Source organism: Paractinoplanes polyasparticus (assembly GCF_019710575.1).
Classification (GTDB): domain Bacteria; phylum Actinomycetota; class Actinomycetes; order Mycobacteriales; family Micromonosporaceae; genus Actinoplanes; species Actinoplanes polyasparticus.
Genome location: NZ_JAHWFK010000052.1, coordinates 97,863 through 122,376 on the forward strand (window position 1 = coordinate 97,863; position 24,514 = coordinate 122,376).

Genomic DNA, 24,514 nt, shown 5'->3' on the forward strand with positions numbered 1-24,514 from the left:
GGGCCTCTCATGAGCCGATGTCGGATCGGGCGGCGGCGCGGACGATCGTGCCCTGCTGCCGTTTGGTGAGGGTGCCGCCGGCGACCAGCGCGGCCGTGACGGTTTCGACGTGCCGCACGAACGCGGCGTGGTCGCGGTACTCGCCGTGCTCGGCGATCTTGTCGTTGACGGTGCACCCGTCGGCCAGCGGGTAGTTGCGAACGCCCGTGTCGTCACCGTCGATCACCACGGTGGCGCGGGTGTCGGGAACCTCGCAGGCCTCGCCCCCGCCGGAGGACACGACGGTGAACGTCACCGACTTCTCGGCCGACCGGTTGCCCGCCGTGTCCGTGGCCCGAGCCTTGACCGTGTGCGCCCCGAGCCCGCTGACCACGACCGGCGTGGTGTAGGCGGTCCAGGCGCCCGCGTCGAGGGCGTACTCGATCGAGGCCACCTCCGACTCGGTGTCGTTCGCCGTCACGGTGACGGTGGCCGAGCCGACGTACCCGCCGTTGTCGTTCTGCTCCCCGTCGACCTCGGCCAGAACCGTGGGCGGCGTGGTGTCCGGCTCTTCGGCGGGCAGCACCGTGAAGTGCGCCATCTTCTCGGCCGAGGTGTTGCCGGCGTTGTCGGTCGCCCGGTAATGCAGCATGTGCGTCCCGGGCGTGCTGACGACAACCGGGTTCGCGTACGCCGTGAAGGCCCCGCCGTCGAGCGAGTACTCGATGCGGGCCACGCCCGAGTCCGCGTCGCTGGCGGTCAGCGTCGCCGTGGCCGTCCCGACGTAGTTGCCTTCGTCGTCCTGCGTGCCGGCCAGCGAATGGCTGACCGTCGGCGGGGTCACGTCCTCGTCCGGTTCCGGCGCGACGACCGTGAAGGCCAGCGACCCCACCGCGGAGACGTTGCCGTCGTTGTCGGTTGCCCGGTACCGGAGGGTGTGCGAACCCACCGCCGTCACCGCCACCGGCGCGGTGTAGGCCTGGAAGGCCGCGTCGTCCAGGGAGTATTCGACGGTGTCGACGCCGGACCCGCTGTCGGACGCGGTGACCGTGACCGTCGCCGAGCCGACGTAGTTCCCGTCGCCGTCCTGGGTTCCGGCGGCAGCCGCCGTGACCGTCGGCGGAGTCGTGTCGGGCGTGCCGCCGCCGTCGGTGACGACGAACTCGCCGACCATCGTTCCGTGCCCGGGGATCGCGCAGAAGTAGCGGTAGCGCCCCGGGGTCAGGGTGACGGTCGCCTCGTGCCGCCCGTCGTTGGCGTCGAACGGGTTGGCCAGGATGTTGAGCGTGACGTCGTGGTTGTAGCCCGGCGTCGACGTGTCGAAGGTCAGCGTGTGCGGCATGCCGACGTTGTTGCCGGTCGCCACGCTGTTCTCGAACACGATGGTGGTCGCACCGGCGCTGGCGGTGGTCGGCGCCGACTTGTACCGGGTGACGTCGCCGTCGGTCGTCCAGGTCAGAGTCCCGGCGGCCGCCGCGGGCAGGGCTGGGGCCAGGGTGAAGGTCAGCAGCAATCCGAGGAGTGCGACGAGGATGCGTTTCACAGGGCACGCACCCGGATGTCACGGAACTCCGCGATGTCGTTGTCGCCGTGGTTCTGCAGTCCGATCAGTCCTTCCGTGAACTGCCGCAGGTCGGTCGGCGGGTCACCGGCGCGCGAGCTCTGCTTGCCCGGCGTGTTGTCGAACTCGTTGATGACCGTGCCGTTGCGGATGATCGTGTAGTGCTGGCCGACGACCCGGATCTCGTAGAAGTTCCAGACGTTCTTGGCCGTGGCCCCGGCCGCGCTGAGCGGGTTGGGGTCGAAGTTGTAGATCGAGCCGGTCTTCTGCGTCTCGCCGGTCTCCCCGTCGTAGATCTGGATCTCGTGGCCGCAGTAGATGGCCACCCAGGCCTGCGAGGTACGGGCCGAACCGACCGTGCCGCAGCTGCCCTCCGGCCGCTGGTCGAGCGGGATCCGCGGGTCGGGGAACCGGGTGAAGACTCCCGTGTTGGCCCGGCCGGTGCCGGGAGCGACGTCGCGGAACTGCATCGTCACCGAGAAGTCCTTGAAGGGCTTCGTGTAATACAGCATCCCGAGCCCGCCGCTGGGTCGCAGCGATCCGTCGGGCTGGATCGTGAACTGGCCGGTCGGCGCCTGCGCCCAGTCCTGCAACGATTCCGGCGTTCCGTTGTAGATCGAGACGTACCCGGTGTGGCCGGCGGTGCCGATCTTCGAGGACGCCGCGAACCGGGTCAGAGCGCCCGCCTCCCGAGTGTTGATCACCTTGTCGTCGGCGAGCGATGAGGCGACGGCCGTGACGTGGCGGACGAACCCGTCGTGCGTGGCCCAGGTGCTCTCGTCGTCGATCAGGTCGTCGATCGTGCAGCCCTCGCCGACGACGCGGTTGGCCACCCCGGTGTCGGCGGCGTCCAGCCGTACGGTCGTGGACGGATCCGGCACCGCACACCCGGCGGTGACCGCGGTCGAGACGGTCGAGGTGATTCCGCCCGCATAGGTGATGGTCAGCGTCGCGGTGTACTTGCCGACCTTGGCGTACGTGTGGGTGGGGTTGGCCTCGGTCGAGGTGCCGCCGTCGCCGAACGTCCACTTGTACGACAGGCCGCCCGAGCGGGATCCGTTGAAGGCCACCGTGAGCGGCTTGTTCTGCACCGCCACCGACGTCGCGCTCGGCGCCGGCGTGGGCGCCCCGCCCTGATAGGTCACCCGGATCAGCTTCTGGTTGGCGTGCAGGCTGAAGAAGCCGCCCGCGTAGTCGAGCAGGTAGAGCGCGCCGTCCGGGCCGAACTTGGCGTCCATCCAGGACTGCAGCGTGGTGCTGCTGCCGCCCGCCGGGATGATCGCGCGGAGCGTCTCGGCATGCACCGGGGGCTTGCCGGTCGCTACGCCGTCCGGGTCGACGGTGACCGCGACGCGGTTCGCGGCGTTCGACTGGTCGCCGATGAACCACTTGTCGTTCCAGTACGACGGCCACGCCACCGTGCTCTTCGGGTCGACCAGGTCGCGGTGGTAGGTCGGCCCCGACATGACCGCCTGGCCGCCGCCGCGCAGGTAGGGCTGGGTGTACGTGGCGTCCGCGGCCTTGTAGGTCGGGATGTCGCTGCCCTCGCGCTTCGGGAAGACCGGGCCGCCGCCGTCCGGCGAGTACCAGATCATGTTGTCCTTGACCGGCGGCAGGTCCACCAGGCCGGTGTTGCGCGGCGAGTTGTTCTTCGGGGCGTCGCAGTCGTACCAGCCGGTCAGCTGGGTCGCGTCGGTGTTGCTGCGGTCACGGTACGGCTGCCGATTGCCCATGCAGAACGGCCAGCCGTGATTGCCGGCCTCGGTGATGATCGTGGCCGTCTCGTACTTCGCCGGGCCGAGCTCCGGGCTGGGCGCCGAGGCGTCCGGCCCGACCCAGGCGGCGGTCAGCCACTGGGTCTTCGGGTCGATCTGCAGGCGCGAGATGTTCCGGACACCCATCACGTAGATCTCGGGAAGCGTCTTCGCGGTTCCCGGCGGGAAGAGGTTGCCCGACGGGATCGTGTACGTCCCGTCCGCCTCCGGGTGGATACGGAGAATCTTGCCGTTCAGGTCGTTGGTGTTGCCCGAGGTGCGGCGCGCGTCCTGGAAGGAGACGCCCTGCCAGTCCTGCGTCCAGTTGTTGCCCGAGTAGCCGCTGGAGCCGCCCGAGGAGTTGCTGTCACCCGAGCCGACGTACAGGTTTCCCTTGGCGTCGAACGCCATGCCGCCGCCCGCGTGGCAGCAGCTGTGGATCTGCACCGGCCACTTGAGGACGTCCTTGCGGGTGGACTGGTCGATCGTCTTGGTGGCCTTGTCGTAGGTGAACCGGGAGATCGTGCGTTGGCCGATCCGCTTGTCGCGGTCGATCGACTCGTGCGGCATCCAGTAGACGAACAGGTGGCCGTTCTCCGAGAACTTCGGGTCCGGCACGATGCCGAGCAGGCCCTCCTCGTTCTTCTGGAGCTCGTCGCCGCTGCCCCGGTGTCCCATCACCTTGAGCGTGGTGAGCAGCTTCGCCGTCTTGGCGACCGGGTCCCAGGCGTGGATGGTGCCGCAGCCGAGGCCCACGTTGGGGTCGGTCCACGGGACGACCGGCGCGGTCGGGCACGCAGCCTTGCCGACGTAGAAGACGGTGCCGTCGGGGGCGATGGTCAGGCCGTGGGGCTCGCCGATCTGGTCGAGCTGACCGGTCTGGTTGGCCGCGGTGAGCCGCTCGATCTTGTAGTTCGAGGCGATGGTGGCCTGGCAGTCGCCGCGGACGATGCCGCTCGTCCAGCCGAGCGCGCCCGTCAGGTGCTTGCGGAACGCGTCTTCGCCGTACGAGCCCTCGGTGTGGCCCATGCCGGTGTAGAAGGACCGGCCGCCGTCGTAGTCACGGCACCACGACACCGGGTGGAACGGGCCGTTGGCGCCCAGACCCGGGTTGTAGTGGCGCTCCTCGACCTGCGCGAGCGTGTGCACGGCGCCGACCGGGTTGGTGGCCCAGTTGTACCAGCGGTCCTCACGGGTGACGTTCAGCGCCAGGTCCTTGGTCGCCGGGTGCTGCCGGTCGAGGATGTTCACCACGGCCCGGTTCACCGCGGGCGGCGCCGGCGCCTCGGTGCTGCCGGTGAACAGCCGCAGGTCGGCCAGCTGGGTCAGCGGTTCGCCGCTGTTGGCCGTGATGTTCAGGCGATAGAACTTGTGGTCGCCCGGCGTGGTCGCGTCGAAGCGCCGGATCTGGAAGCGGTCGCCGAAGGTCTGGTTCGTGCGCCGGTCCACATCGGACCACTGCTGCCCGTCGGCCGAGCCCTGCAGGGTCCAGTCCTTGGGGTCGCGGCCCGACGAGTCGTTGGCCGACGTCAGGGCGTAGCCGGTGATCCGGGCCTGGGCGGCCAGTTCGTACCGGATCCAGGCGGTCGGCGCGAACACCAGCCACTTGGTGTTGGAGTCGCCGTCGTTGAGCTTGACCGCGGTCTCGTTCGGCGGGTTCTCACCGCTCGCGGTGACCGCCGCGACCGGGTGCGAGACCGGGATGGCGCCGGCCGGGCGGGTGCCGATCAGGCCGGTGAACCAGGTCGAGTCGAGCTGGGCCCGGGCCGCGTCACCGATGCCGAGGAAGCCGCCGCCCGCGTTCACAAAGGACTTGAGCGCGGTCTCCTGCCCGGCGGACAGGGGCACGCCGTCGGCCGAGAGAAAGACCACGGCCCGGTACGCCGCCAGGCCGGCCGGGCTGAACACGGCCGGGTCGGTGCTCGACGCGACGTCGAGCCCTTGAGCCGCGCCGAGTTCCTTGATGGTCTGCGTCGCCCGGGTCACCGGGTCCTGCTGCGCCGCCGCCGTTCCCGAGAAGACGAGAACCTTGGGTTTGGCGGGCGCCGCGGCCTTCGCGGCTACCGGAGTCGCCGCTGCCTGTGTGGGCGGCGCTATGCCGATCGCCAGTAGCGCGGCCAAAGCCGTCGCTGCGGCCGGTCTGAGCCTCATGAGCCAGTCCCTCCGTGTACGTGCGTGGGTGCCGTTGCTGTCGCGGCCGCCGCCGAGGACGCCGCCTTGTGCTGGTGGCCCTGGAACCGGTCGATCGCCTCCTGCGCGCCGGGCGGCATGGTGCCGTCGGCGTTGCGTACGAGGAAGATGCCGGCCATGCCGGTGTCCGAGTGCGACTGGACGTGGCAGTGGTACATCCACGCGCCCGGCCCGACGGCCTCACCGGCGAGCACCTGGAACCCGAACGCGCTGCCCGGGTTGAGGTCCTTGTTGTCGATGACCTGGCTGGGATCCGACGGGCCCTCGAGCATGCCGGTGCGGTTGTCGGCCCAGCGGTGCGCGTGCAGGTGGAACGTGTGGAACAGGCTGCCGTGGCCGATGGCGATCCACTCCACCCGCTGGCCCAGGTTGGCCTCGAACATCGGCGTGTTCGGCGCCGTCCTGTTGTTGATGAGCATGTCGTTGAACACGACGGTGATCTGCTTGTCGGGCAGGATGTCGCCCCGCCGCCGCACGATCAGCGCGCCGTACAGCCCCTTGGCCAGGCCGCCGGTGCCGTGATCGGTGCCCAGCGCATGGTCGTGGTAGTGCCAGTAGCCGGCGCTGCCGGGCATGAACCGGCGTCCGGCCACCGTGGTCATCTCGTGCGAGCGCCAGGTGTAGGTGCGGGTCTCGCCCGGCGCGTTGAACGAGTCGTTGAACGGCGACCCGTCCGACTCGGTGCTGTAGTCGACCCCGTGCGGGTGGATGGAGAGCCGCTGGGTGGTCGTGTTGACCAGGGTGATCTCGAGCGTGTCGCCCTCGTACATCTCCAGGACCGGCCCCGGCACCGTGGCGCCGCCCCGGGTCAGGCCGTAGCCGATCAGCCCGCCCGGCAGGTTCTCGGCATAGATCGTGATCTTCTTGGTCACCGCGGCTGCGGCCCGGGCCGGCTCGCCCCGGGTCACAGCGACCGCGCCGCCGGTCAGGCCGAGCACTCCGGCCGCGGCGAGCAGGGAACGGCGGCGAAGATGGTTCTCCCCGTCCCGGTTGACAACGTTGTCGTTCATGCGCGTCCTCCAACGTCACCGGCCGGGCCGGAACGCCATTGCTGTCGAGGGTGGGCGTGCGGGTGCCTGTCGGCAGCTGCCGGCTTCCGGGCACGGCGCTGCCCGCGTCCGGCCGGCCGCCGCCATGGCCGCCGTACGCGCGTGTTTCGGACTTTTCTCAGAGAAATCAAAACTTCGGTCTGATGTGAGCAACTTATGACGCACATCGATGGAAGTAAAGGCGTTCCAGAGGAAAGTCCCCCGTGGGAGCGTTCCCATTTCCCCTCGGCAGACATTGGCGCAGACCAATGCCTGTGGCCGACTTTCGCACCCACTGCACGCCGGCAGCCGTCCACCCTTCCAGACCACCGCCTCGCCGGACAGCCCGGAGATTGACCTCAACCGGCCATTCCTGCTGCCGATGAACACGGCATGCCGCTACCGCGCCTGGACGATCACGGGGTCGACTACTGGACCCGCCAGATCCGCGTCGGTGCGCTCATCGCCACGCTGATCACGCTGCTCGGCGCCCTGCAGGTGGTCTTCGTCTGGGTGCCGGAACGCCGGTGGTGGGCGATCCCGGTCACGGCGGCCGCTGTCGCTCAGGCCGTCCTGGCCGCGCTGCCCTGGCGCCGGTGGGTGCAGCATTCACGGGTACGGTCGGGACTGATCCTGTGGTGGGTGCTGGAGCTCCCCACGCTCGCGTTCCTCGCGTACTTCGACCCCAACGGCGTCGTCTATTACCTGCCGTGCGCCATGCTGATCGTCATCCTGGCCACCGCCCTCTACCCGGCCACCGCGGTGGCCGGCCTCGGAGTGCTGGCGGTGGCCGGGTTCCTCGCGCTGCTGCCCGGTCACCCGGGCACGAGCTCGGTGCTGGTCGCCGGCCTGCTGTCGGTCTTGGGCTGCGTCATGCTGATCACCGTGATCATCGCGCACAACCGGCGGCGGCTCGACGACCGGCGCCGCGTCGCCGAACGGCGCTCCGAAGCCCTGCTGCAGAACTCCCCCGAGGTGGTGCTCGCCATCGGCCGCAACGACAAGGTCCGGTACGCCACCCCTTCGATGCGCACGGTGCTGGGTCACACCCCCGAGTCGGTGACCGGCTCGCTGCTCATCACGCTCGCCCACCCGGACGACCGGCCGCAGCTGCGCGGCTGGATGGCGACCTTGCGCTCGTCGGCGCCGGGCACGGTGGCCGAGATCGAGACGCGACTGCGGCGGGCCGACGGCTCCTGGGCCGTGCTCGACGCGATCGGCACGAACTGCCTGCACGACCCCGACCTCGGGGCGATCGTGCTCAGCGTCCGCGATATCGGACCCCGCAAGGCGCTCGAGGAGCAGCTGAGCCGGCAGGCCTTCCGCGACCCGCTCACCGGCCTGTCCAACCGCGCGCTGTTCCGCGACCGCCTCGAGCACGCCACCGCGCGCCGGGACGCCGACGTGACCGTCCTGCTCGTGGACCTCGACGACTTCAAGAGCGTCAACGACAACCTCGGCCACAGCGCCGGTGACGAGCTGCTGACCGCGCTGGCCGCCCGGCTGCGCGACAACGTCCGCCCCGGCGACACGCTGGCCCGGCTCGGCGGGGACGAGTTCGCCGTGCTCATCGAGGATCTCGACGGCCGTGACCCGGGCGCCCTGGCCGAACGGCTGCTGCACGAGCTGCGCAAGCCGATCAGCGTCGCCGGCCACGAGATCCGCCGCACCGCCAGCATCGGTGTGGCTGCCGGCGGCGAGAGCGGCGAGGAGCTGCTGCGCAACGCCGATCTGGCGATGTACGCGGCCAAACGTCAGGGGCGCAACGCGTACGCGCTCTTCGACCCCGAGATGTACGCCAGCCTGGTCAACGAGGCCCAGCTGCGCGCCGAGATGGAGACGGCGCTGACCGAGCAGCAGTTCGTCGTCCACTACCAGCCCGTGGTCGATCTGCCCACCCAGCGGCTGACCGGGGTCGAGGCGCTGGTCCGCTGGCAGCACCCGGAGCGTGGACTGCTCGCCCCGCAGCACTTCATCGACACCGCCGAGGAGAGCGGGTTGATCGTGCCGCTCGGCCGGTGGGTGCTGTGCGAGTCGCTCCGCCAGCTGGCCCACTGGCAGCGGCCCGGCTTCAAGGTGAACGTCAACCTGTCGGCCCGCCAGTTCCAGGACCCGGCCCTGGTGACCGACGTCCGCGACGCGCTGGCCGAGTCCGGCGTCGACCCGGCCTGCCTCACGCTCGAGATCACCGAATCGATGTTGCTGCAGGACATCGACGCGGCCACCGACACCCTGCACGCGCTGCGCCGGCTCGGCGTACGGCTGGCGATCGACGACTTCGGAACCGGCTACTCGTCGCTGAACTACCTCAAGCGCCTGCCCGTCGACATCATCAAGATCGACCGCGCCTTCGTCACCCAGGTCGCCACCGACGACGGGGACAAGGCCCTGGTCGACGCCGTGGTCGGCCTGAGCCAGGCCCTGCGGATGCAGACCGTCGCCGAGGGCATCGAGACCGACGACCAGTGGACGGCCCTGCGCCGCCTCGGCTGCGACTTCGGCCAGGGTTTCCTCTTCGGCCGTCCCGTCGACCCCGCCTCGATCGAACTTCTGCTCGACGAGCCCCTCCCGGCCGCCTGAGCAGGGGGTCGCTCAGCCCGGGTGGCCGTCTCGTAGTTCGCGCACCAGGGACGAGACCACGGCCTTGAGGCTGCCGTTGTTGGCGGCGGCCACGCGGAGCTGGCGCTGATAGCTGGCGCCGCCGTCGATGATGTCCTGCATCTTCGCCAGCTCGCCCACGCAGTCCAGCGACTCGGCGATCGGGGCCAGGAGCGGCAGCAGCTCCTCCAGGTCCTTGGTGACCAGCAGCTCGTCGCCGGCCGCGTTCTGGATGATGATCGCTTCCATGCCGTAGCGGGCGGCCCGCCACTTGTTCTCGCGCACGAACCACGGCTGCAGCGTCGGCACCTCGCGGCCGGCGTCCAGCTCGCGGGAGAAGTGCTCGACCAGGCACTGGGTCAGAGCCGCGATCGCGCCGATCTCGCCCGCGGTGGGGATGCCGTCGAACGTACGCACCTCGATCGTTCCCCATTTGGGCGACGGGCGGATGTCCCAGCGCAGCTCGTTCAGCTCTTCGATGACGCCCGTGTGCTGCAGATCGGCCACCAGGTCCTCGTACTGCCGCCACTCGGTGAACTGCGGAGGCAACCCGGCCGTCGGCAGCTGCTGGAACATCAGCGCCCGGTTGGAGGCGTACCCGGTGTTCTCGCCCGCCCAGAACGGGCTCGACGCGCTCAGCGCCTGGAAGTGCGGCAGGTAGGTCAGCAGCCCGTCGATGATCGGCAGGACCTTGCGCCGGTCCTCCACGGCGACGTGCACGTGCACGCCCCAGATCATCATCTGCCGGCCCCACCAGCGGGTGCGGTCGATCAGGGTGTCGTAGCGCGGCTTGCCCGGCGTCACCTGCTGCTGGAACCACTGGCTGAACGGGTGCGTGCCCGACGAGATGAGGTCGACGCCCATCGGCTCGGCCAGCTCGCCCACCCGGTCGACGAGCCGGGTGAGATCGGCTACGGCGTCCCGCACCCGCCGCTGGGGCGCGCTCACCACCTCGACCGTGTTGGTGAGCAGCTCGTTGGTCACGTGCGGGAACGAGTCCGCCCTGCCGAGCCTCGCCAGCAGTTCCGGGGCCGCGGGGCTGAGCTCACCGCTGCGCCGGTCGACGCAGGCGATCTCCCACTCGACCCCTAGGCGCGATCTTTCCGATGGGGCGAAGTCGATTCCCATGGGCCAACTCTACGGATGACGGCGCCATTGCAGCATGGCCGCCGTGGCATCGTCGCGGAGCTCGCCCGCCTCGTACGAGATGATCGTCTGGATCAGGCGGCGCATCGTCTCGGGAGCCGAGGCGCCGTCCCGCATCGCGCCGATCAGGAACTCGCTGAGCCGGTCGGCCCCGAACAGCGTCCCGGCGGCGTCCCGGGCCTCGGTGATGCCGTCGGTGTAGAAGACCAGCGTGTCCCCCGGCTCCAGCTGCTGCTCGATCACCGTCGGTGGCCGCCGCAGCATGGCGCCGAGGCCGAGCGGCAGGGCGTTCGGCGTGGGCAGCGAGGGCAGCGACCGCCCGTCCCGCAGCATGAGCTCGGCCGGATGGCCGGCGCTGATCCGGCGGTACGCCCCGGTCTCCATGTCCAGTTCGGCCAGCAGCGCCGTCACGAACGCGGCGGGGTACTGCGAGCGGATCCACTTGTCGATCGACCGGTACGTGTCGGCCAGGGACAGCCCCGACCGGCGGGCATTGCGGTAGGTGTTCAACGTCAACGTGGTCAGGGCGCTGGCGCTGATCCCGTGACCGACCGTGTCGAACAGCGCGACGTGCAGGATGTCCCCGTTGGCGGCGTAGTCGAAGGCGTCGCCCCCGACGTCGTAACAGGGCTCGAGCACGGCCGTGACCATGGTGCCGTCCACCGCGAAGGTCAGCGGCGGCAGCTGATTCCAGATGATCTCCGCCGCCAGCTGCATGGGCAGCCGCCGCCGGGTGTGCTCGACCGCGTCGCCGTAGAACCGCCGGCTGGCGATCAGCTCGGCGACCAGCGCCGCGATCACTTCGAGGTCGTGCCGGACCGGCTCCGACGGATAGCCCTTGACCCTGAACTCCAGCACCCCGAGCCGCTCCGAGCCGTGCAGCAACGGCAGCCAGAGGACCCCGTCGGCCCACTGCTGCCGGGCCGTGGTGAAGGCCAGCCCGGCCGGCGTCCCGTCGATGGCCGAGGACGTCACCCGATCGGGAACAGTCCCGCGCAGCGGGTGCAGAGCCTCCTGCGCGTAGTCGACCAGCAGCACGATCGCGGCCTCGGCACCGAGCAGGGGCGCGGTCGCCGCCAGCACCGCCGGCAGGTCTTCGGCCCGCCCTCGGTGCCGCAGATCCATGAGCCGCCGCACGGCCTCCATCGAAGCAAGCATCAGGGCCCATCTTCCACGCCACGGGGCAAGACCGCAGCGGCCGGGTGGCCCCCCTCGCCCGGCCCGGTCGGCCCCGCATGCCGGCAAGCGGTAGATCCTCGGTAGATCACTCCGGGATCATCGGCTCGATCACTGTCGAAAATGTCAGATTGACATCAATGATTCTCCACCCTATGGTACCTAGTGTCATTTCGACATGAACTCCGGCACCGCCGACGGGAGACAGTCCGATGGCTATCCCGACCCTCGAGCCTCCGATCCTCACCGACCAGCCCGGCCGGCGCGGCGAGCCGCCCGCCGGCCCGACCGCGGCCACCCGCTATCTGGCTGTCGGCGCCTATCTCGACGACGAATACCGCCGCTCCTGCCTGCGGGACGTCTATCACCAGCGGCGGCGTTTCGTCGCGCCGTCGTACGGCTTCGACCTGATCACGGTGCTCTGGCACTGCCTGCGGGCCCGCCGGCTGGCGATCGCGCGTGACGGCCTGATCACCGCGGCACTGGCCGCCACCCTCCTGCTGGACTGGCGCGCGTTCGCCGCCATCGCCGTCGCCCTGCTCGTTCTGCGTACGGCCGGCGCGGCCAGGCGGGCAACCGGCGAGCGCTTCCAGCAGTGGCATTCCGCCGAGGCCGGCATCCGGAAACGGGGCACCCGGCGCACGCTGGCCGTCCTGATCGGCTGGACCGCGGCCTGTGTCGCCCTGGCCGTCCTGATCGCCCTGATCCTGGTCGGTGCCACGTCGCCGGTGGCGGTCATCCCGGCCGTCACGGCGGTGTTCGTCCTGCCCACCGTCTTCGCCCTGTGGCGGCAGAAGCGGATCCAGCAGTGCGCTTCCAACCGTCGGATGCCGCCTGTGGGTGACACCGCCCGGCTGCGCGACATCGAGAGTCAACAAGGCACGAACACCGTGGTCTACGGCAACTACGAGCCCTTCATCGGCGCCGGCGACATCATCGGCACCTGGGGCTTTCCGATCCGGCTGGTCCGCAAGCAGCCCGAGGCTCCGGGTGCCGAGAAGCTGAGCGAGAGCCGCCGTGAGTTCGACGAGCCGCCCTTCACGGCCGAGGAGATCGTCGGCTACGTGCGGCGCGAGCTCAACGAGCTCACCACCGGCGAACCCGAGCGGAGCATCCCGGACCTCAAGATCTACGACCGGGTCTTCCTGTCCGCCGGCGAGTACGGCGAACGGACGCTGCACACCGGGCCCGACCGGATGCTGGAGATCATCCGCAACCCGACCGAGCCGGCCCGGCACCACCTCGTCTGCCAGGTCGTCTCGTGGAGCGGCGAGGTGGTCACCACCGTCCATGTGCACATCGCGGTGCAGGGCCGGTCGCTCTACCTCGAGGTCACCTCCACGCTGATGGCGCCGTGCAGCGAGCGCTACCGCATCGTCGACATGGAGCGCGGCCGCGGGACACGGGCCTGGCTGCGCGCCCTCGGGTGCGGCATCCGGGAGACCCCCGGCGTCATCCTGCGCGCGCCCGTACGGCTGCTGGCCGCTTCCACCGCGACGCTTCGCGGCTTGCGCCGGTCGCGGCGGGCGGCCGACCGGGGCGCCGTGGTGAGCGTGCGCCGGCTCGGCACCGAGGACGAACTCCGCAACTTCACCCAGCGCGGCGACTTCCTCAAGTTCCGCCGGCTGATCGAGACCCAGGTCCAGGCCAAGGTGCTGGACTTTCTCGACCGGCACGACGTGGACACGACCGAGTTCCGCGCCCGCAGCGCATCGGTGCTCAACGTCGGCATCCTCAACAACGGCGAGGCGAACGTCTTCGGCGACGTCTCCGGTTCGAGCACCACGACCGAGAAGGGGCCGACCGATGGCCAGTGAGACCAACATCGGGATGATCTCCTACGGCACCGCGACCGTTTACGGTGACGTCAACGGCAAACAGCAGAACCAGGTCGTACGGGACGAGCAGCGCCGCCGGGACGCAGTCGACGTCGTTGTCGTGACCGCGTTGCGGGAGGAGTTCGAGGCCGCCCGGGCGGCCGTCCCGGCCCACTGGCAGGCCCGCGACACCGCCACCGCGCCATACCTCGCCGGCCGGTACGGCGGCCTCACGCTCGCGCTCGCCCGGACCACGGCGATGGGCGCCCGGAGCACCGGCCCGGTCGCCGCCGCCCTCGTCCTCGCCCTCAAGCCGCGGTGCCTGGCGATGTCCGGGGTCTGCGCCGGCCACCCGGACCGCACGGCGCCGGGCGACGTGGTCGTGGCCGACCCGGCCTACGAGTACGACGAGGGCAAGCTCTCGGGCGCTCGTTTCCGCGGCGACCACCGCCAGTACCCGCAGGACACGAGGTGGCTGCGCGCCGCGCAGGAGTTCGACCCCTCCGCGCTGCCCGCCCATGACGCCGCCACCGAGCAGGATGCGGCCGGGTGGCTCCTCGAGCGCCTGCACCGGGGGCAGGACGCGCGAACCCATCCCGCGCGTTCCCGCTACTTCCCGCGTGGCACGTGGAACACCCGCCTGAGCGGGATGGAGCGCGAGGGCCTCATCGCCTGGCGGGACGGGAGCTGGACGCTCACCGGAGCGGGCAGCGCCCGGATCGAACGGTTGCTCGCCGACGACGTCGACGGACCCGTGACGCTGCCCTTCGCCGTTCAGGCCGGGCCGATGGCGAGCGGCAGCGCGGTGATCGAGGATCCGCAGATCTGGGACGAACTTCAGGATCAAGGCGGACGCAAGATCCTGGCTCTGGACATGGAGGCGGCGACGATCGCCACCGTGGCCCACGACAACCGGGTGCCCCATTGGCTCGTGGCCAAGGGCGTGATGGACGGCGCCCGTCCCGGCAAGGACGACCGGTTCAAGGAGTTCGCGGCCCGTGCGTCCGCCGAGGTTCTGTACGCCCTGCTGTCCCGGGTCCTGTCCGGCGCGCCTGATCCAGCGCGGCCGTGAGTTCCCCGGCCACAGCCTGCGCCTGTGGGCTGAGGGGCCGCAGCAGCCGGGTGGCCGCACGCAAGGTTGCGCCGGCCGCGCCGAGGTCGTCGCAGCCGGGCCAGCCGCCGGATCCGGCCCGGGCCCGATGCCACAACGCGACGGCCAGCAGCAGCTGGTTCCCGCCGTCGTCCGGGTCCAGGGCCGCAACCCCGACAGCCAGCGCGACCAGCCGGTCCGTCCGGGTCCGGTCCGGCGTCTCGTGCAGCAGCGCCCGGGCCGCGACCATCTGGTCTCCGGACGGCAGCAGGGCACGCAGAGCCTGACGGCGGGCGGACACGTCCGGCGCCGGGGAGCGGGCCGGGCGGAAGCCGGGCCGGGCCGGCGCGCGACGGGTGGACGGCACGTCCACCACCGCCACCGGCCGATCGGCCGGTTCGCCGTCCCCGAGGACAACGACGGGTGACACGCCGGCCTGGAGCTCGCGCAGGCGCTGAAAGATCTTCACCAGGGCGCCGGGGTGGACGCCGCCGACGCATTCCCGCAGAACTCCCACGATCTCAAGCAGCGACCGGGCGCCCCGGGTGCCCTCCGCTCCCAGCTGCGGTGCGGCCAGCGCTTGCCGGTAGCACTCCTCGGCGCGGTCGAGGTCGGCCGCGACGCTGTGCGGCAGGCCCCTGAGCATGGCCAGAGGGTTTCGCAGCCGCCGTATCACCGGCGACATGTGCAACTGTCCGAGCGTGACCCAGCCGGGCAGTCGCAGCGCCGCGGGCAGGTGCTCGAACGCCAGCCCCTCGTCGAGCAGCGGGACGGCCCGCATGCGGTCCTGGTCCGCGCCGAAGTGCGCCAGATGCCGCAAGCCGTACTGCTGGCCGAGGATCGCCGCGACCTGGCCACGCCAGGCGTCGGCCGGGTCGAAATGGGCGTAGGCCTCGGCCAGGACGTCGATGGCCTCGTCCAGGTAGGGCCGGGCCGCCGCCAGCCCGGGTCCGGCTCGGTGATACCGATCGCCGAGCCCCTGAGCCAGGCGCAACAGCGATTCGGTGCGGGCCGGGCCGCGCAGCCGTGCGATTTCGGCTCGCAGGCTCTCGAGGTCCCCGGTCATGGCTACTGTCCCCCGTGTACGAATCCGGCCCAGTTGACGACAGCCGCCGCGGACGGGCGTCCGGCCTGCTCCCGCGGCGCCTCCGGCATCTCCGGCCAGACCCGGCGCCGCGGGTCGAGCATCCAGAGTTGGGCGCTGCGCAACGCCGCCCACGGGGCGAGCCCGTCGACCATCACCGCTCGATGGAACACGTACATCAGCGCCGACGTGCCGTCGTCGGGAACCCTCCACTGAGTGGAGAGCACCGATCGCGCGCCGGCCGCCAGGAACGCCGTGCCCAGGCTGTACGCCTCGTCGTAGGACGTGACCGAGCGGCCGGTGCTGCAGGCAGCGAGCACCACAAGTCCGAGCGTCCGATCCGGCGCGGCGGCGAGCACGCTGCCCAGTCCGGTGGCGTCCAGCCGCCCGTCGGCGAGCGCCAGATAGGACCCGGGGGCGTCCTCGCCGAGCTCGACCACGCCGTGGCAGGCCAGGTGAAGCATCGACCCGGCGTCGGGATCGGCCGAGGCCAGCCAGCGCCGGACCTCGTCACGGGTACCCGTACCGGAATGGCCGGGCGAGCCGTCCGGCCGCCGCCCGGCGTACCGAGCGCCGAGATAGAAGGAGCGGTGCACCGCGTACGCCTCGGCGCAGGCGGACGGGAGGTCGCCGGCCGGATCGCCGACGATCAGGCCGAGCGGTTCCGGCCGGACCGGAGTGAGACCCGCCGAATGGCAGAAGAGCCGGGCCGAGGCGGCTTGGGAGATCGCCATCAGCTGGATCGCGTACGTGCCGTCCCGCCGCCGGGCCGCATGCCACGGCACCCGGGCGAGCACGCCCATCGGGATCAGAACCACACGCGGCGGCCGCCCGGACGGGGTGATCCGGGCGAGATGACCGCGGTAGATCGGGCCGATGGCAACGCGCCACGCCCAGTCGCAGAGTGCCTCCAGGCTGCCGGTCAGGCTCGTCCGGGCCGGAGCGACCGCCGGCGGCAGGTCCCTGGTCGCGGCGACCAGATAGGCGTCCAGATCCGGAGCGGCCTCGAGCCGGAGTTCGGGCAGCGCGCTGTAACTCAACCCGCCCTCCGCCGAGACGACGACCGCGTAGCCCGGCACCGCACCGTCCGCCGGCAGCAGATAGATCAGCGCATCCGCGTCGGCGCCGCGCAGCGCGGCGCCGATCTCGTCCGCCCCGGGCGGGTCGGCGAGGGTACGGCCGAGGTCGCCGTCGAAGAGCACCTCGAGCACGTCCCGGCGCAGGGCCCGCGACGGGCCGCCCTCGCCGGCGGCTGCCGCTCGCCAGCGGGCAGCCAGGTCGTCGTGTCCGGCCCGGGCGAGCCGGTCGGCCAGGTTGCGTGCCTCGGTGGCCGCGTGGAGCGCCAGACCGCGGCCGGAGTCGAGCGCCCGGACCGCCTCGGCCGGGTCATGGGCCACCAGACACTTGCGCGCGATGTCGGCTGCGCTCTGCGACGCATGCCGGGCTGCGGTGGCCGCCGAGCGGAGATCCGGCTGGGCCAGGACGTGCCACAGATGCGTACGCATGGCATCGACCGCACCGACGTGCCCGCCGCTCCGGGCGCCGAGCCGATAGCGGATGTCGGCCAGCATCTCGGCGATCCAGCCGGAGTGCAGGTTGCGGGGACCGCCGGACCGGGACTCCGCCTCGACGAGCAGCCGCTCGGCCTCGTGCAGCCCGTCGACCCGGTTGCTGACCTCGCTCTGCCTCCACAGAGCCAGCGCGAGCCCGGTCAGGTGGAACGCCCGCCGGGGGTGGCCGGGCCCGAGGCCGGCCAGCGCCTCCCGCATCGTCGCGATCGCCTGGGCGATCCGGTCCGGGTCGGTCTCGTCGGCCAGCCCGGCCGTGCCCAGTACGGCCAGGCCCATCGAGCGGTCCGCGCTGCCTGGTGCGGCCTGGTCGACCAGCCTCCGCACCTGGTCCGGATCGGGCCGATCGACGCCGCCGGCGAGGTACCCCGCCATGCTGACCGCTTCCTCGACCGCGGCCCGCAGGGCGCTGCCGTCCGGCAGACCGGCCACCATCCGTCGCAACTCCTCCAGGCGCGGCGCGAGATCCTCGCCCCGGCGCCGAGCCTCCATCAGGTCACCGATCGCGGCCATCACATCGGCCATCTCCGCGCCCTGCGGTGAGCCCGACGCGCGTGCCTGCTCGCCGAGGCGCCGGGCCTGATCCACCAGGTCGGCCGCCGCGGCCGAGTCGCCCTCGATGGTCGCCCGGGCGAACTCGATGCCCATCCGGGCCGAGGTGACCACAGTGAGCATCGGCGGGTCGGCGGCGGCGTCGGCCGCGAGCAGATCGAACTCGGCCAGGGCGGCCCGAAAATCGCGCAGCTCCCCGTCTGCCGCGGCCTGGCCGACGGCGAGTGCCCGGGCCGCCGCGCGCACCGGCCGCCACTGCGCCACCGGCGGCGGGTCGAGATCAGCCACCGCCACCAGCTCGGCCAGCGCGCGCAGCCGCAACGGCACGATCTGCGGATCGCGACAGACGTCGGCCCGCACCAGCGCGGCGGCGAGCGCGGACCGGGCCGGAGCGGCGGACCCCAACCGGCGGAACTCACCGATCGCAGCGTCGAGGTCGCCCCCGCCGGCCGTCGCCCAGACGATGACGGCGATCCGTGCAAGATCATCCGAAGGCGCACGTATGGTCACACGATTCCCTGACGGACCGGCCCGCACGGGTGTACCGGCGGGGATCCAGTCCGCCAGAGCACAATGACGACCTCGGAAGACCGGAGCGAGGAGACACACCGTGACACCGCACTGCCGACGGTTACCGCCGTGGAACTGACTCCGCACCAGCGCGCACGCATCCAGGAGGTGCTGGAGACCGAGCTGCGCGCCTCGCTACGAGAGGCGGCTGACGCCGGCGCCCGGCCCGGCGACCTCACGAACCTGGTCGCCGAGCGCCGGAGCGCACTCGATCAGCTCATGGCGGCCCTCCCGGACGATCTCGACCACCTGTTCGGCGAGTCCCCGGGCCGCGAGCCGGTCGGCCAGCAGGGCGACCAGACGGTCGTCGCCGGCCCGCCCCGCGCCCGGCGCCCGGTCGATGAGGTCGGCGCCGCTGCCCTCGACGAAGAGCGCGGAGAGCACAGGTAACACCGCTGCTTCGGGCGACAGCCCTCGGCGCAGCCGTTCCTCGATCGCGGTCAGCGCGAGCGAGGCGAGACTGCCGGCGTGGGCGTCGTCCAGCTCGTCGGGCTCGGCGGCCCGCAGGGGCCGGGGGTCGGTGGCGTTGTCGCCCGGCGGCGGTGCGAGCGGAGCGTCCTTGCATCCGAGCGGACGCTCCACATGGTTGTCGTACCACTGGGGACGGCGGCGCATCACCTCGAGCACCAGCGCGACCTCGGCCTCGACCACGCCGGGATGGCTGTTCCGGTAGTCGCCCGTGAGCAGGCCGCGGCGTTGCGCCCACTCGTCGAGCGGCCACAACGAGCGGCCGGCGTTGGCCGGGATGCCCACCCAGGTCAGGATCTGGAGCGCGAGGTCGATCAGCCAGCGGTCGTGGCCGAGGCCGGCCGCGAGCGCCTTGGTCATTCGGGGGCGCTGCAGCGCACCCCGGGCGCCCCGCCGTCGCCGGTGCGCGTCGACGGCGGCCCGCGGCGCCCAGTGGGCGAGCCAGGCGTCCAGGTCATCGATCGCCGTCCGGCCGGCCAGAAGGTGGTCGATCACGGCGTCGACGTCGTCCTGGAACGCGTCGAGGCAGGCCGGCCGGAGATGCCGGATGCCCCGCAGGCAGGCCCGATGACTGCGGCGGATCTCGACCTTACGGGTCACGACCGAGAAGACGATCGGATGGGCGATCGCGTGGATCGCCGCGCGCAAACGGCGGCGGGTCGCATCATCGGCCGCCGCCACGGTGGACGCCAGCTTCGCCGTGGCGGCCAGGCGGCGTACGTCATCGGTTTCCGGCGCCCCGGCCGGGGTGCGTTGCGCCGGAATCACGCGGGTGCGCGCTGCGGCTTGGCCCGTAGTGGACATTATGATTCCTCATATTTCGCACGGAAAGCACGTTTTACGCTCGACGTGAGTGTCGAGAGGCGCAGGCCCGGGAGGCCAGCCCTCAGGCGATGAAATGACCGCACGGCTCGCGAGCCGGTCCGGCTCGGCCGCGCCATCACACTCACCGGGCTAACCCGATCGGTGGAGCACACAAGCGACTACTTTCCGTACAGGCCCCGAGAGGCTCCCACGCTGCACCATGAAATGCTCTCGCCTGGTCAGGCGAAGATCGGGCCGATAGCTGTCCGAGTTTGTGGCCGACCTTTGTCCAGCTTGGCCAGGAAGGCCATCACTATGCGTAGCGGAACGAGCGCCGTGCGCGCGGGCTCCGCTCGCGCCGGTTCCCTCCGCTGCTCTAACGTCTACAGACGGTGACGACGTCTCTCCGGGAGGTTCGATGCCCGACGATGCCGGCCTGTACGAGGAGCTGATGGACCTGCGCAATCGCCGCGGTGTCGAACGCCCCGGCATCGCCGGCGACATCGGGCCCCGTCTGCGGTCGCTCAGCGAGATCTCGGCCACCGACAAGGATCCGCGGGTCCGGCAGAAGGTCATCACTCTGCTGGAGCGCCTGATCGCCGACCTGCCGCCGGACCTGCAGCAGGCGGGCCGGCTGGCCTTCGCCATCGAGCGCGAGCACCGCTACCCCACGCTGCGCGAGCGGGTCGAGACGCTGGCCGGGCTGCAGAACCGCGCACCACGCACCGCCCGCCGGGTCATGGACAGCGCCCTTCGCGCAATGGTGACCGCAGCCGAGGGCTTCAGCTCCGGCGCGCTCGAGCCGAGCGCCGGCCCGGGCTGGCGAGTCGCCTCGCTGACCGCCCTGTTCCGCCTCGACACGCCGACCCCCGAGCTCTACGAGATGCGCAGGATCGTCGCCACCCACGACATCGAGGAGGTCACCGTCCGGCTGGGCCTGCCGGAGACGCCGGACGGACGGGTCCGGGGTGAACTGGTGATCGACACGCTCTTCGGCGCGCGGGTGACCAAGGTCGAGCACCAGTCCGAACGCAACCACTACCGCGTCGTGCTCAGCCTTCCGCGCAAGATCGAGACGGACCGCGAGCACGAGTTCTGGCTACGGGTCGTGCTGCCACCGGGCCAGCCGACCTGGAACCACTACGCGATCGTGCCGCTCAACCCCTGCGAGAGCGGCAGCGTACGGGTGCGGTTCCACCCCGACCGGCCGCCGGCCGAGGTGTGGCAGCTCGACGAGGTTCCCTATCTCGACCTGAACGACGGCGCCGCCGGTTCCCAGGCCCTGCAGCCCGACGGCAACGGCGACGTCATATGTCGCTTCAACCGGCTGCGCGAGGGCTACGGGTACGGCATGGCCTGGAAGCCGGAAAGCTGACCCCTGGGCTGTCCGTCAGTCCGGGCTGTCCGTCAGTCAGGGGTGATGCAGGCCGGGAGGAAGTGGATAACATGCTGCGCGCCGTAGCGACGGTGGTGCTCGTCCTGAGCGGGGTGCCGGCGGCCACGCCGGCGCAAGCCGCACCAGCCACATCGGACCAGGTCTACACCGCACTCGGGGTGAACACCGTTCCCGCCGACTACGTCGTACTGGTCGACGTCTCCGGCTCCATGCGGGGACCGCGGTACGCTCAGCTCAAGCGCGGCCTGAGCGAGTTCCTGACCGCGCTCGCGCCGGACGACCAGGTCACTGTCGTTCCGTTCGCCGAGAAGCCCCGCCCGGCCCGGACCCAGGCCGCCGGGCGCACGGCCGCCCGCCTGACCAGCCGGCTGCCGCCGGAGGCCGACGGCGGGAGCACGGACATCGGCGCCGCCCTCGAGAAGAGCCTCGACGTGCTGAGCCGCCCGAAGGCGCCCGCCGTGGCCAGCGTGGTGCTGCTGACTGACGGGCGGCACGAGCCGCCGGCCGGCAGCCCCTATCCGTTCACCGGTGGCTATCAGTGGACAGCGCTGGCCAAGCGGGCCCGGGCACTGAAGAAGACCTCTCTCGGCGCGTTCGCCGTCCCGCTGTCCGCGAACACCGGGGCGCCGCTGCTCGGCAAGGTCTTCCCGGGTGCGCGCACCCTGCGCCCGACCGGCCTGGACGGGCTGACCACCGCGCTCGATCAGCCCAAGCAGGCGGCCCGGGCGGCCAAGGCGCGGACGCTGCTGGCCGGCGAGACCCTGAAGGGCATCACTGTCACGTGGCCGGAGGGAACCGTCGGCCGGGGCAGCAGCACCCTGCCCGTCCGCCTGACCTCCGAACTGACCCGCGTGCCGCTGACCATCGACGGGCTCGCGGTGGCCACGGGCAATCCCGGCGCACGGGCGAGTGTGCCGGGAACGCCGATCGAGCTACCGCCGGGCGGCAGCGTCACCGTGCCGGTAACCGTGGAATGGCCGGCCGGTCCCCGGCGTGTCGCCCCGTTCGCCACCGTGCGCGAAACCGCCCCGCTGACCCTGACCGGCCGGATCGGCTCGCCCTGGCACGACGTGATCACCGGCGAGCTCGGCCTGGAGTTCGCGCCCGTCCTGAAGGCGGCCGGGCGCGACGTCGAACTCTCCGCCCAGCGCGGCAGCGCCGTCCAGTGGGGCCTGGGCCTTGTCGCGCTGGCGGCCCTGGTCGCCGTCGCCTGGTGGGCCCGCGGGCGCCGGCTGCGCCCGGAGCTGTTCGGCACCCTGTCGGTACGCAACGGCGACAAGCCGGAGCGGACGCTCGCGCTGTCCGGACGACAGCTGCGACTTACCGCGGGCGCCGCCGGGGTTCCCGGCGCCGGAACCGTCTCGGCGACCCGCGGCTCGCTGGGCTCGGCGCCGGTGGAGCTGCGCATCACGTACTCGCCGGACGGCAGCGAAGCCCGCCGGGAGAGCCGACACTGCACACCGGACGTCACAGTCAACATCGGCGGCGTGCGCTTCACGTGGCGGGCGGCGGCCCGGCCGAGCAACCTGCGCTGAGCCGGCGCCGCCACCCCGGCTCAGTCCGTGTCGGCGATGATCGCGCGGACGGTGCCGACGATCCGGTTGACGGTGGCCGCGTCGGCCAGTGCTCCCGTCACCCCGCCCAACGGGTCGGGTGTCGCGTGCGGCGCCCTTTCCAGGCCGGCCGCGAAGGTGCCGCCGAAGACCCGGCGGATCACGTCGACGACCACGGCACGGGTGTCCTCGCCGACCCGGCATCGGTTGTCGATCGCCGTCACGGCCTCGCCGGCGAGCCTGCGAAGTTCGCTGTCCGTCGAGGCGTAGGGGTCCGCGACCGGCTGCGCGAGATCGGGAGTGGCCGCCAGGGGCGCCTGCTTGCGGCCGAGCGGCCGTTCCACGTACGACTCGTACCAGCCGGGCCGGCTGCGCATGACCGACAGCACCGTCTCTATCTCGCGTGCGACCACGGCCGGAGTGCTGCCCAGCCAGTCGCCGGTGCGGGAGGCCCGCTCGCCGGCCCACGACTCGAACGGCCAGACCTGGCCGCCGGCAGTCGTCTCGACACCCACCCAGACCAGGATCCGGGTGGCCAGCGTGGTCAGCCAGCGGTCGTCGTCGAGGGCTGCGGACAGCCACCCGGGCAACCGCGGACGTTGCAGCGCGCCCCGCTCGCCACGGCGGCGCCGGTGAGCGTCCACGGTCGCAGCGCGCACCCGCCCGCCGATCCAGGCCTCCAGGTTCTGCACCGGGTTGCGGCAGTGCGTCAGGAAGTCCTCCACAACGGCCTCCACGTCGTCGTGGAAGCCGTCCACACATTCCTCGGCCAGCCGGTCCACGCCTTTGGCGCAGACGGTGTGGCCGCGGCTGAGCTCGAGGGCCCGGGTCAGACGGGCGAAGACGATCGGATAGACGATCTCGTACGCGGCGCCGGTCATCACGCGGCGCTCCGCCTTGCTCGCCTGAGCCGCGATACCGGCCAGCCAGCCGGTCCGGGCGAGGTCCCGCAGTTGGACGGCACTGAACACATGCATCGTGGATGAGCTGGGCATCCCCACGGCGGCTCCCTCCGTTGTCGGTGACGTACGCCGCAGAACTTCGCGGCGCCAGCAAAGTGGACAACCAAGAGCGACACCCGAGCTAGACCGTAAACGGTCACCGAGGGAGACCATCCGGTCACCTTGACGTCTACTCGCCCCGTCCACTCCAGACGTTCAGCCGACATCGAGCCGGATGATTGGCGGACATGCCCCAGCAAGGTCACGCCTCTCGGGGCCCCGAGCCCTCATCCGGTCCGCCGGCCGCCGTTGCCGATTCCGCATCCTCTGCCGGGGAGGCTGAAGCGGTCCGTGCGGCGAAGAACCCCAAGATCTCTTTGAGGCCGGGCAGCAACCGCTGCAGAAAGACATCCGGCTCCGGGTAGACGAGCCAGAAGACCCCAGCCACGAGCAACAGCGCACAGAAGCCGCCGAGAAGAGCCGCCATCGTGTCCGGCATCGGGAAGCCGGACACGTGCAGCACCAAGAAGATCACGGTAGGGCCGATCAACCCGCCCCCCATGCGCCACCTGCGGAGAGTTTTCTCCTTGGCCCCTTCCCGCCCGGCCCTGGCCGAGGTGTCCGCATCGGGTTGGGGATCCCCGGCCGCGACTACCTCCTGCGTGTCCTCCAGCGCGACCAGCACCTCGCCGAGCCGGTCGCGGCACAGAGCCAGCAGGCACGTGGCGGTCCGGTCGAGCAGTTCGTCGTCGGCGTCCGTGAGCCCCGAGCAGCGGATTGGGATCCTGCAGCAGCCGGACGATCTTCTTCTGCTGATCCTTGTACTCACGACGGTGGCGCCGACCGGACGGGCGCCCGCCGCGCGCCATGACCGCAAGCGTCACCTCCGCCATGCGCAACTCCGCGTCGATCTTGCGGCGGCGATCGTCGCCGGGCGGCGCGTCAGTCTGCTGGAGCAGGTCGACGACGGCGAGAAGCTGGTCGAAGGCCCGCACCGGCAGCGCGCCGCCGCCCGGCCGCGACCGGACGATCACCGCCAACACCACCCGGAACACGAGTGCGATAATGATCAGCACGAAGGTAAGAGCCGCACCCAGGGCGATTCCGGAGATCAGCTGCTCCCGGCCGCCGGCAGGCGCCAGCAGCATCCAGCGCGGGTCCCACGGTCGAGGCCCGGAGACGCCCGGCCAGACCGCGCCGCACACCACAACGGCAAACACGGCGAGCGCCAGAGGTAGA

At 71.4% G+C, this 24,514-nt stretch carries 16 protein-coding genes; 6 read left to right on the forward strand and 10 right to left on the reverse strand.

Translation table 11 applies throughout. The features are described from left to right. Nucleotides 1-7: 7 nt before the first annotated feature. Genes KXC43_RS41200 through KXC43_RS41210 form a run of 3 tightly spaced genes read right to left on the reverse strand, consistent with a single transcriptional unit; the run spans nt 8 to nt 6,494 of the window. A complete protein-coding gene (locus KXC43_RS41200) occupies nt 8-1,492 on the reverse strand; it encodes an OmpL47-type beta-barrel domain-containing protein (protein ID WP_255645709.1) in 1,485 nt (494 codons plus the stop codon). A gap of 26 nt (nt 1,493-1,518) precedes the next feature. Beyond that, complete coding sequence (locus tag KXC43_RS41205; protein WP_221381696.1) at nt 1,519-5,445, reverse strand: ThuA domain-containing protein; 3,927 nt, start codon at nt 5,443-5,445, stop codon at nt 1,519-1,521. Further along, nucleotides 5,442-6,494 (reverse strand): multicopper oxidase domain-containing protein, encoded by a 1,053-nt coding sequence (locus KXC43_RS41210; RefSeq protein ID WP_221381697.1) that lies wholly within the window; start codon nt 6,492-6,494, stop codon nt 5,442-5,444. Before KXC43_RS41210 ends, KXC43_RS41205 begins: the two co-directional genes overlap by 4 nt. 411 nt (nt 6,495-6,905) lie before the next feature. On the opposite strand from KXC43_RS41210, the gene KXC43_RS41215 reads away from it, so the two are divergent. Next, nucleotides 6,906-9,092, forward strand: a complete 2,187-nt coding sequence (locus KXC43_RS41215; protein ID WP_221381698.1) for a putative bifunctional diguanylate cyclase/phosphodiesterase — start codon at nt 6,906-6,908, stop codon at nt 9,090-9,092. Nucleotides 9,093-9,104: 12 nt separating this feature from the next. On the opposite strand, the gene KXC43_RS41220 is transcribed toward KXC43_RS41215, so the two are convergent. Together KXC43_RS41220 and KXC43_RS41225 are read right to left on the reverse strand one after the other, a co-directional pair. Beyond that, nucleotides 9,105-10,238, reverse strand: coding sequence for a glutamate--cysteine ligase (locus KXC43_RS41220; protein ID WP_221381699.1), 1,134 nt, complete (start codon nt 10,236-10,238; stop codon nt 9,105-9,107). 9 nt (nt 10,239-10,247) lie between these two features. Beyond that, nucleotides 10,248-11,414 (reverse strand): PP2C family protein-serine/threonine phosphatase, encoded by a 1,167-nt coding sequence (locus KXC43_RS41225; RefSeq protein WP_221381700.1) that lies wholly within the window; start codon nt 11,412-11,414, stop codon nt 10,248-10,250. A gap of 230 nt (nt 11,415-11,644) precedes the next feature. Here KXC43_RS41225 and KXC43_RS41230 point away from each other — a divergent pair, with 230 nt between their 5' ends. Then, nucleotides 11,645-13,249 carry an AbeC-like domain-containing protein gene (locus KXC43_RS41230; protein ID WP_221381701.1) on the forward strand — a complete coding sequence of 535 codons (1,605 nt, stop codon included), beginning with the start codon at nt 11,645-11,647 and terminating at the stop codon, nt 13,247-13,249. Then, on the forward strand, nt 13,239-14,321 hold the full coding sequence (locus KXC43_RS41235; protein WP_221381702.1) for a 5'-methylthioadenosine/S-adenosylhomocysteine nucleosidase family protein: 1,083 nt from the start codon (nt 13,239-13,241) through the stop codon (nt 14,319-14,321). Before KXC43_RS41230 ends, KXC43_RS41235 begins: the two co-directional genes overlap by 11 nt. On the opposite strand, the gene KXC43_RS41240 is transcribed toward KXC43_RS41235, so the two are convergent. The 3 genes from KXC43_RS41240 to KXC43_RS41250 form a co-directional block, all read right to left on the reverse strand. Beyond that, nucleotides 14,230-15,405: a hypothetical protein gene (locus KXC43_RS41240; RefSeq protein WP_221381703.1), complete on the reverse strand. Its 1,176-nt coding sequence runs from the start codon at nt 15,403-15,405 to the stop codon at nt 14,230-14,232. The genes KXC43_RS41235 and KXC43_RS41240 overlap by 92 nt on opposite strands. Nucleotides 15,406-15,407: 2 nt before the next feature. After that, the gene (locus tag KXC43_RS52990; RefSeq protein ID WP_221381704.1) at nt 15,408-18,053 is read right to left on the reverse strand and encodes a CHAT domain-containing protein; all 2,646 of its coding nucleotides are present in this window, start codon (nt 18,051-18,053) and stop codon (nt 15,408-15,410) included. Between the two features lie 195 nt (nt 18,054-18,248). Further along, nucleotides 18,249-19,385: a hypothetical protein gene (locus tag KXC43_RS41250; RefSeq protein WP_221381705.1), complete on the reverse strand. Its 1,137-nt coding sequence runs from the start codon at nt 19,383-19,385 to the stop codon at nt 18,249-18,251. Between the two features lie 418 nt (nt 19,386-19,803). Between KXC43_RS41250 and KXC43_RS41255 the strand changes: the two genes are divergently transcribed. After that, nucleotides 19,804-20,760: a hypothetical protein gene (locus tag KXC43_RS41255; RefSeq protein WP_221381706.1), complete on the forward strand. Its 957-nt coding sequence runs from the start codon at nt 19,804-19,806 to the stop codon at nt 20,758-20,760. A gap of 71 nt (nt 20,761-20,831) precedes the next feature. Continuing rightward, a complete protein-coding gene (locus tag KXC43_RS41260; RefSeq protein ID WP_221381707.1) occupies nt 20,832-22,316 on the forward strand; it encodes a VWA domain-containing protein in 1,485 nt (494 codons plus the stop codon). Nucleotides 22,317-22,336: 20 nt separating this feature from the next. Here KXC43_RS41260 and KXC43_RS41265 read toward each other — a convergent pair whose 3' ends face one another. Both KXC43_RS41265 and KXC43_RS41270 read right to left on the reverse strand, forming a co-directional pair. Then, nucleotides 22,337-23,329, reverse strand: a complete 993-nt coding sequence (locus tag KXC43_RS41265) for a hypothetical protein (RefSeq protein WP_221381708.1) — start codon at nt 23,327-23,329, stop codon at nt 22,337-22,339. A gap of 208 nt (nt 23,330-23,537) precedes the next feature. Further along, the gene (locus KXC43_RS41270; RefSeq protein WP_221381709.1) at nt 23,538-23,960 is read right to left on the reverse strand and encodes a hypothetical protein; all 423 of its coding nucleotides are present in this window, start codon (nt 23,958-23,960) and stop codon (nt 23,538-23,540) included. A 73-nt stretch (nt 23,961-24,033) separates the two neighbouring features. Between KXC43_RS41270 and KXC43_RS41275 the strand changes: the two genes are divergently transcribed. Continuing rightward, the gene (locus tag KXC43_RS41275) at nt 24,034-24,513 is read left to right on the forward strand and encodes a hypothetical protein (RefSeq protein ID WP_221381710.1); all 480 of its coding nucleotides are present in this window, start codon (nt 24,034-24,036) and stop codon (nt 24,511-24,513) included. The last annotated feature ends 1 nt before the right edge of the window (nt 24,514 follow it).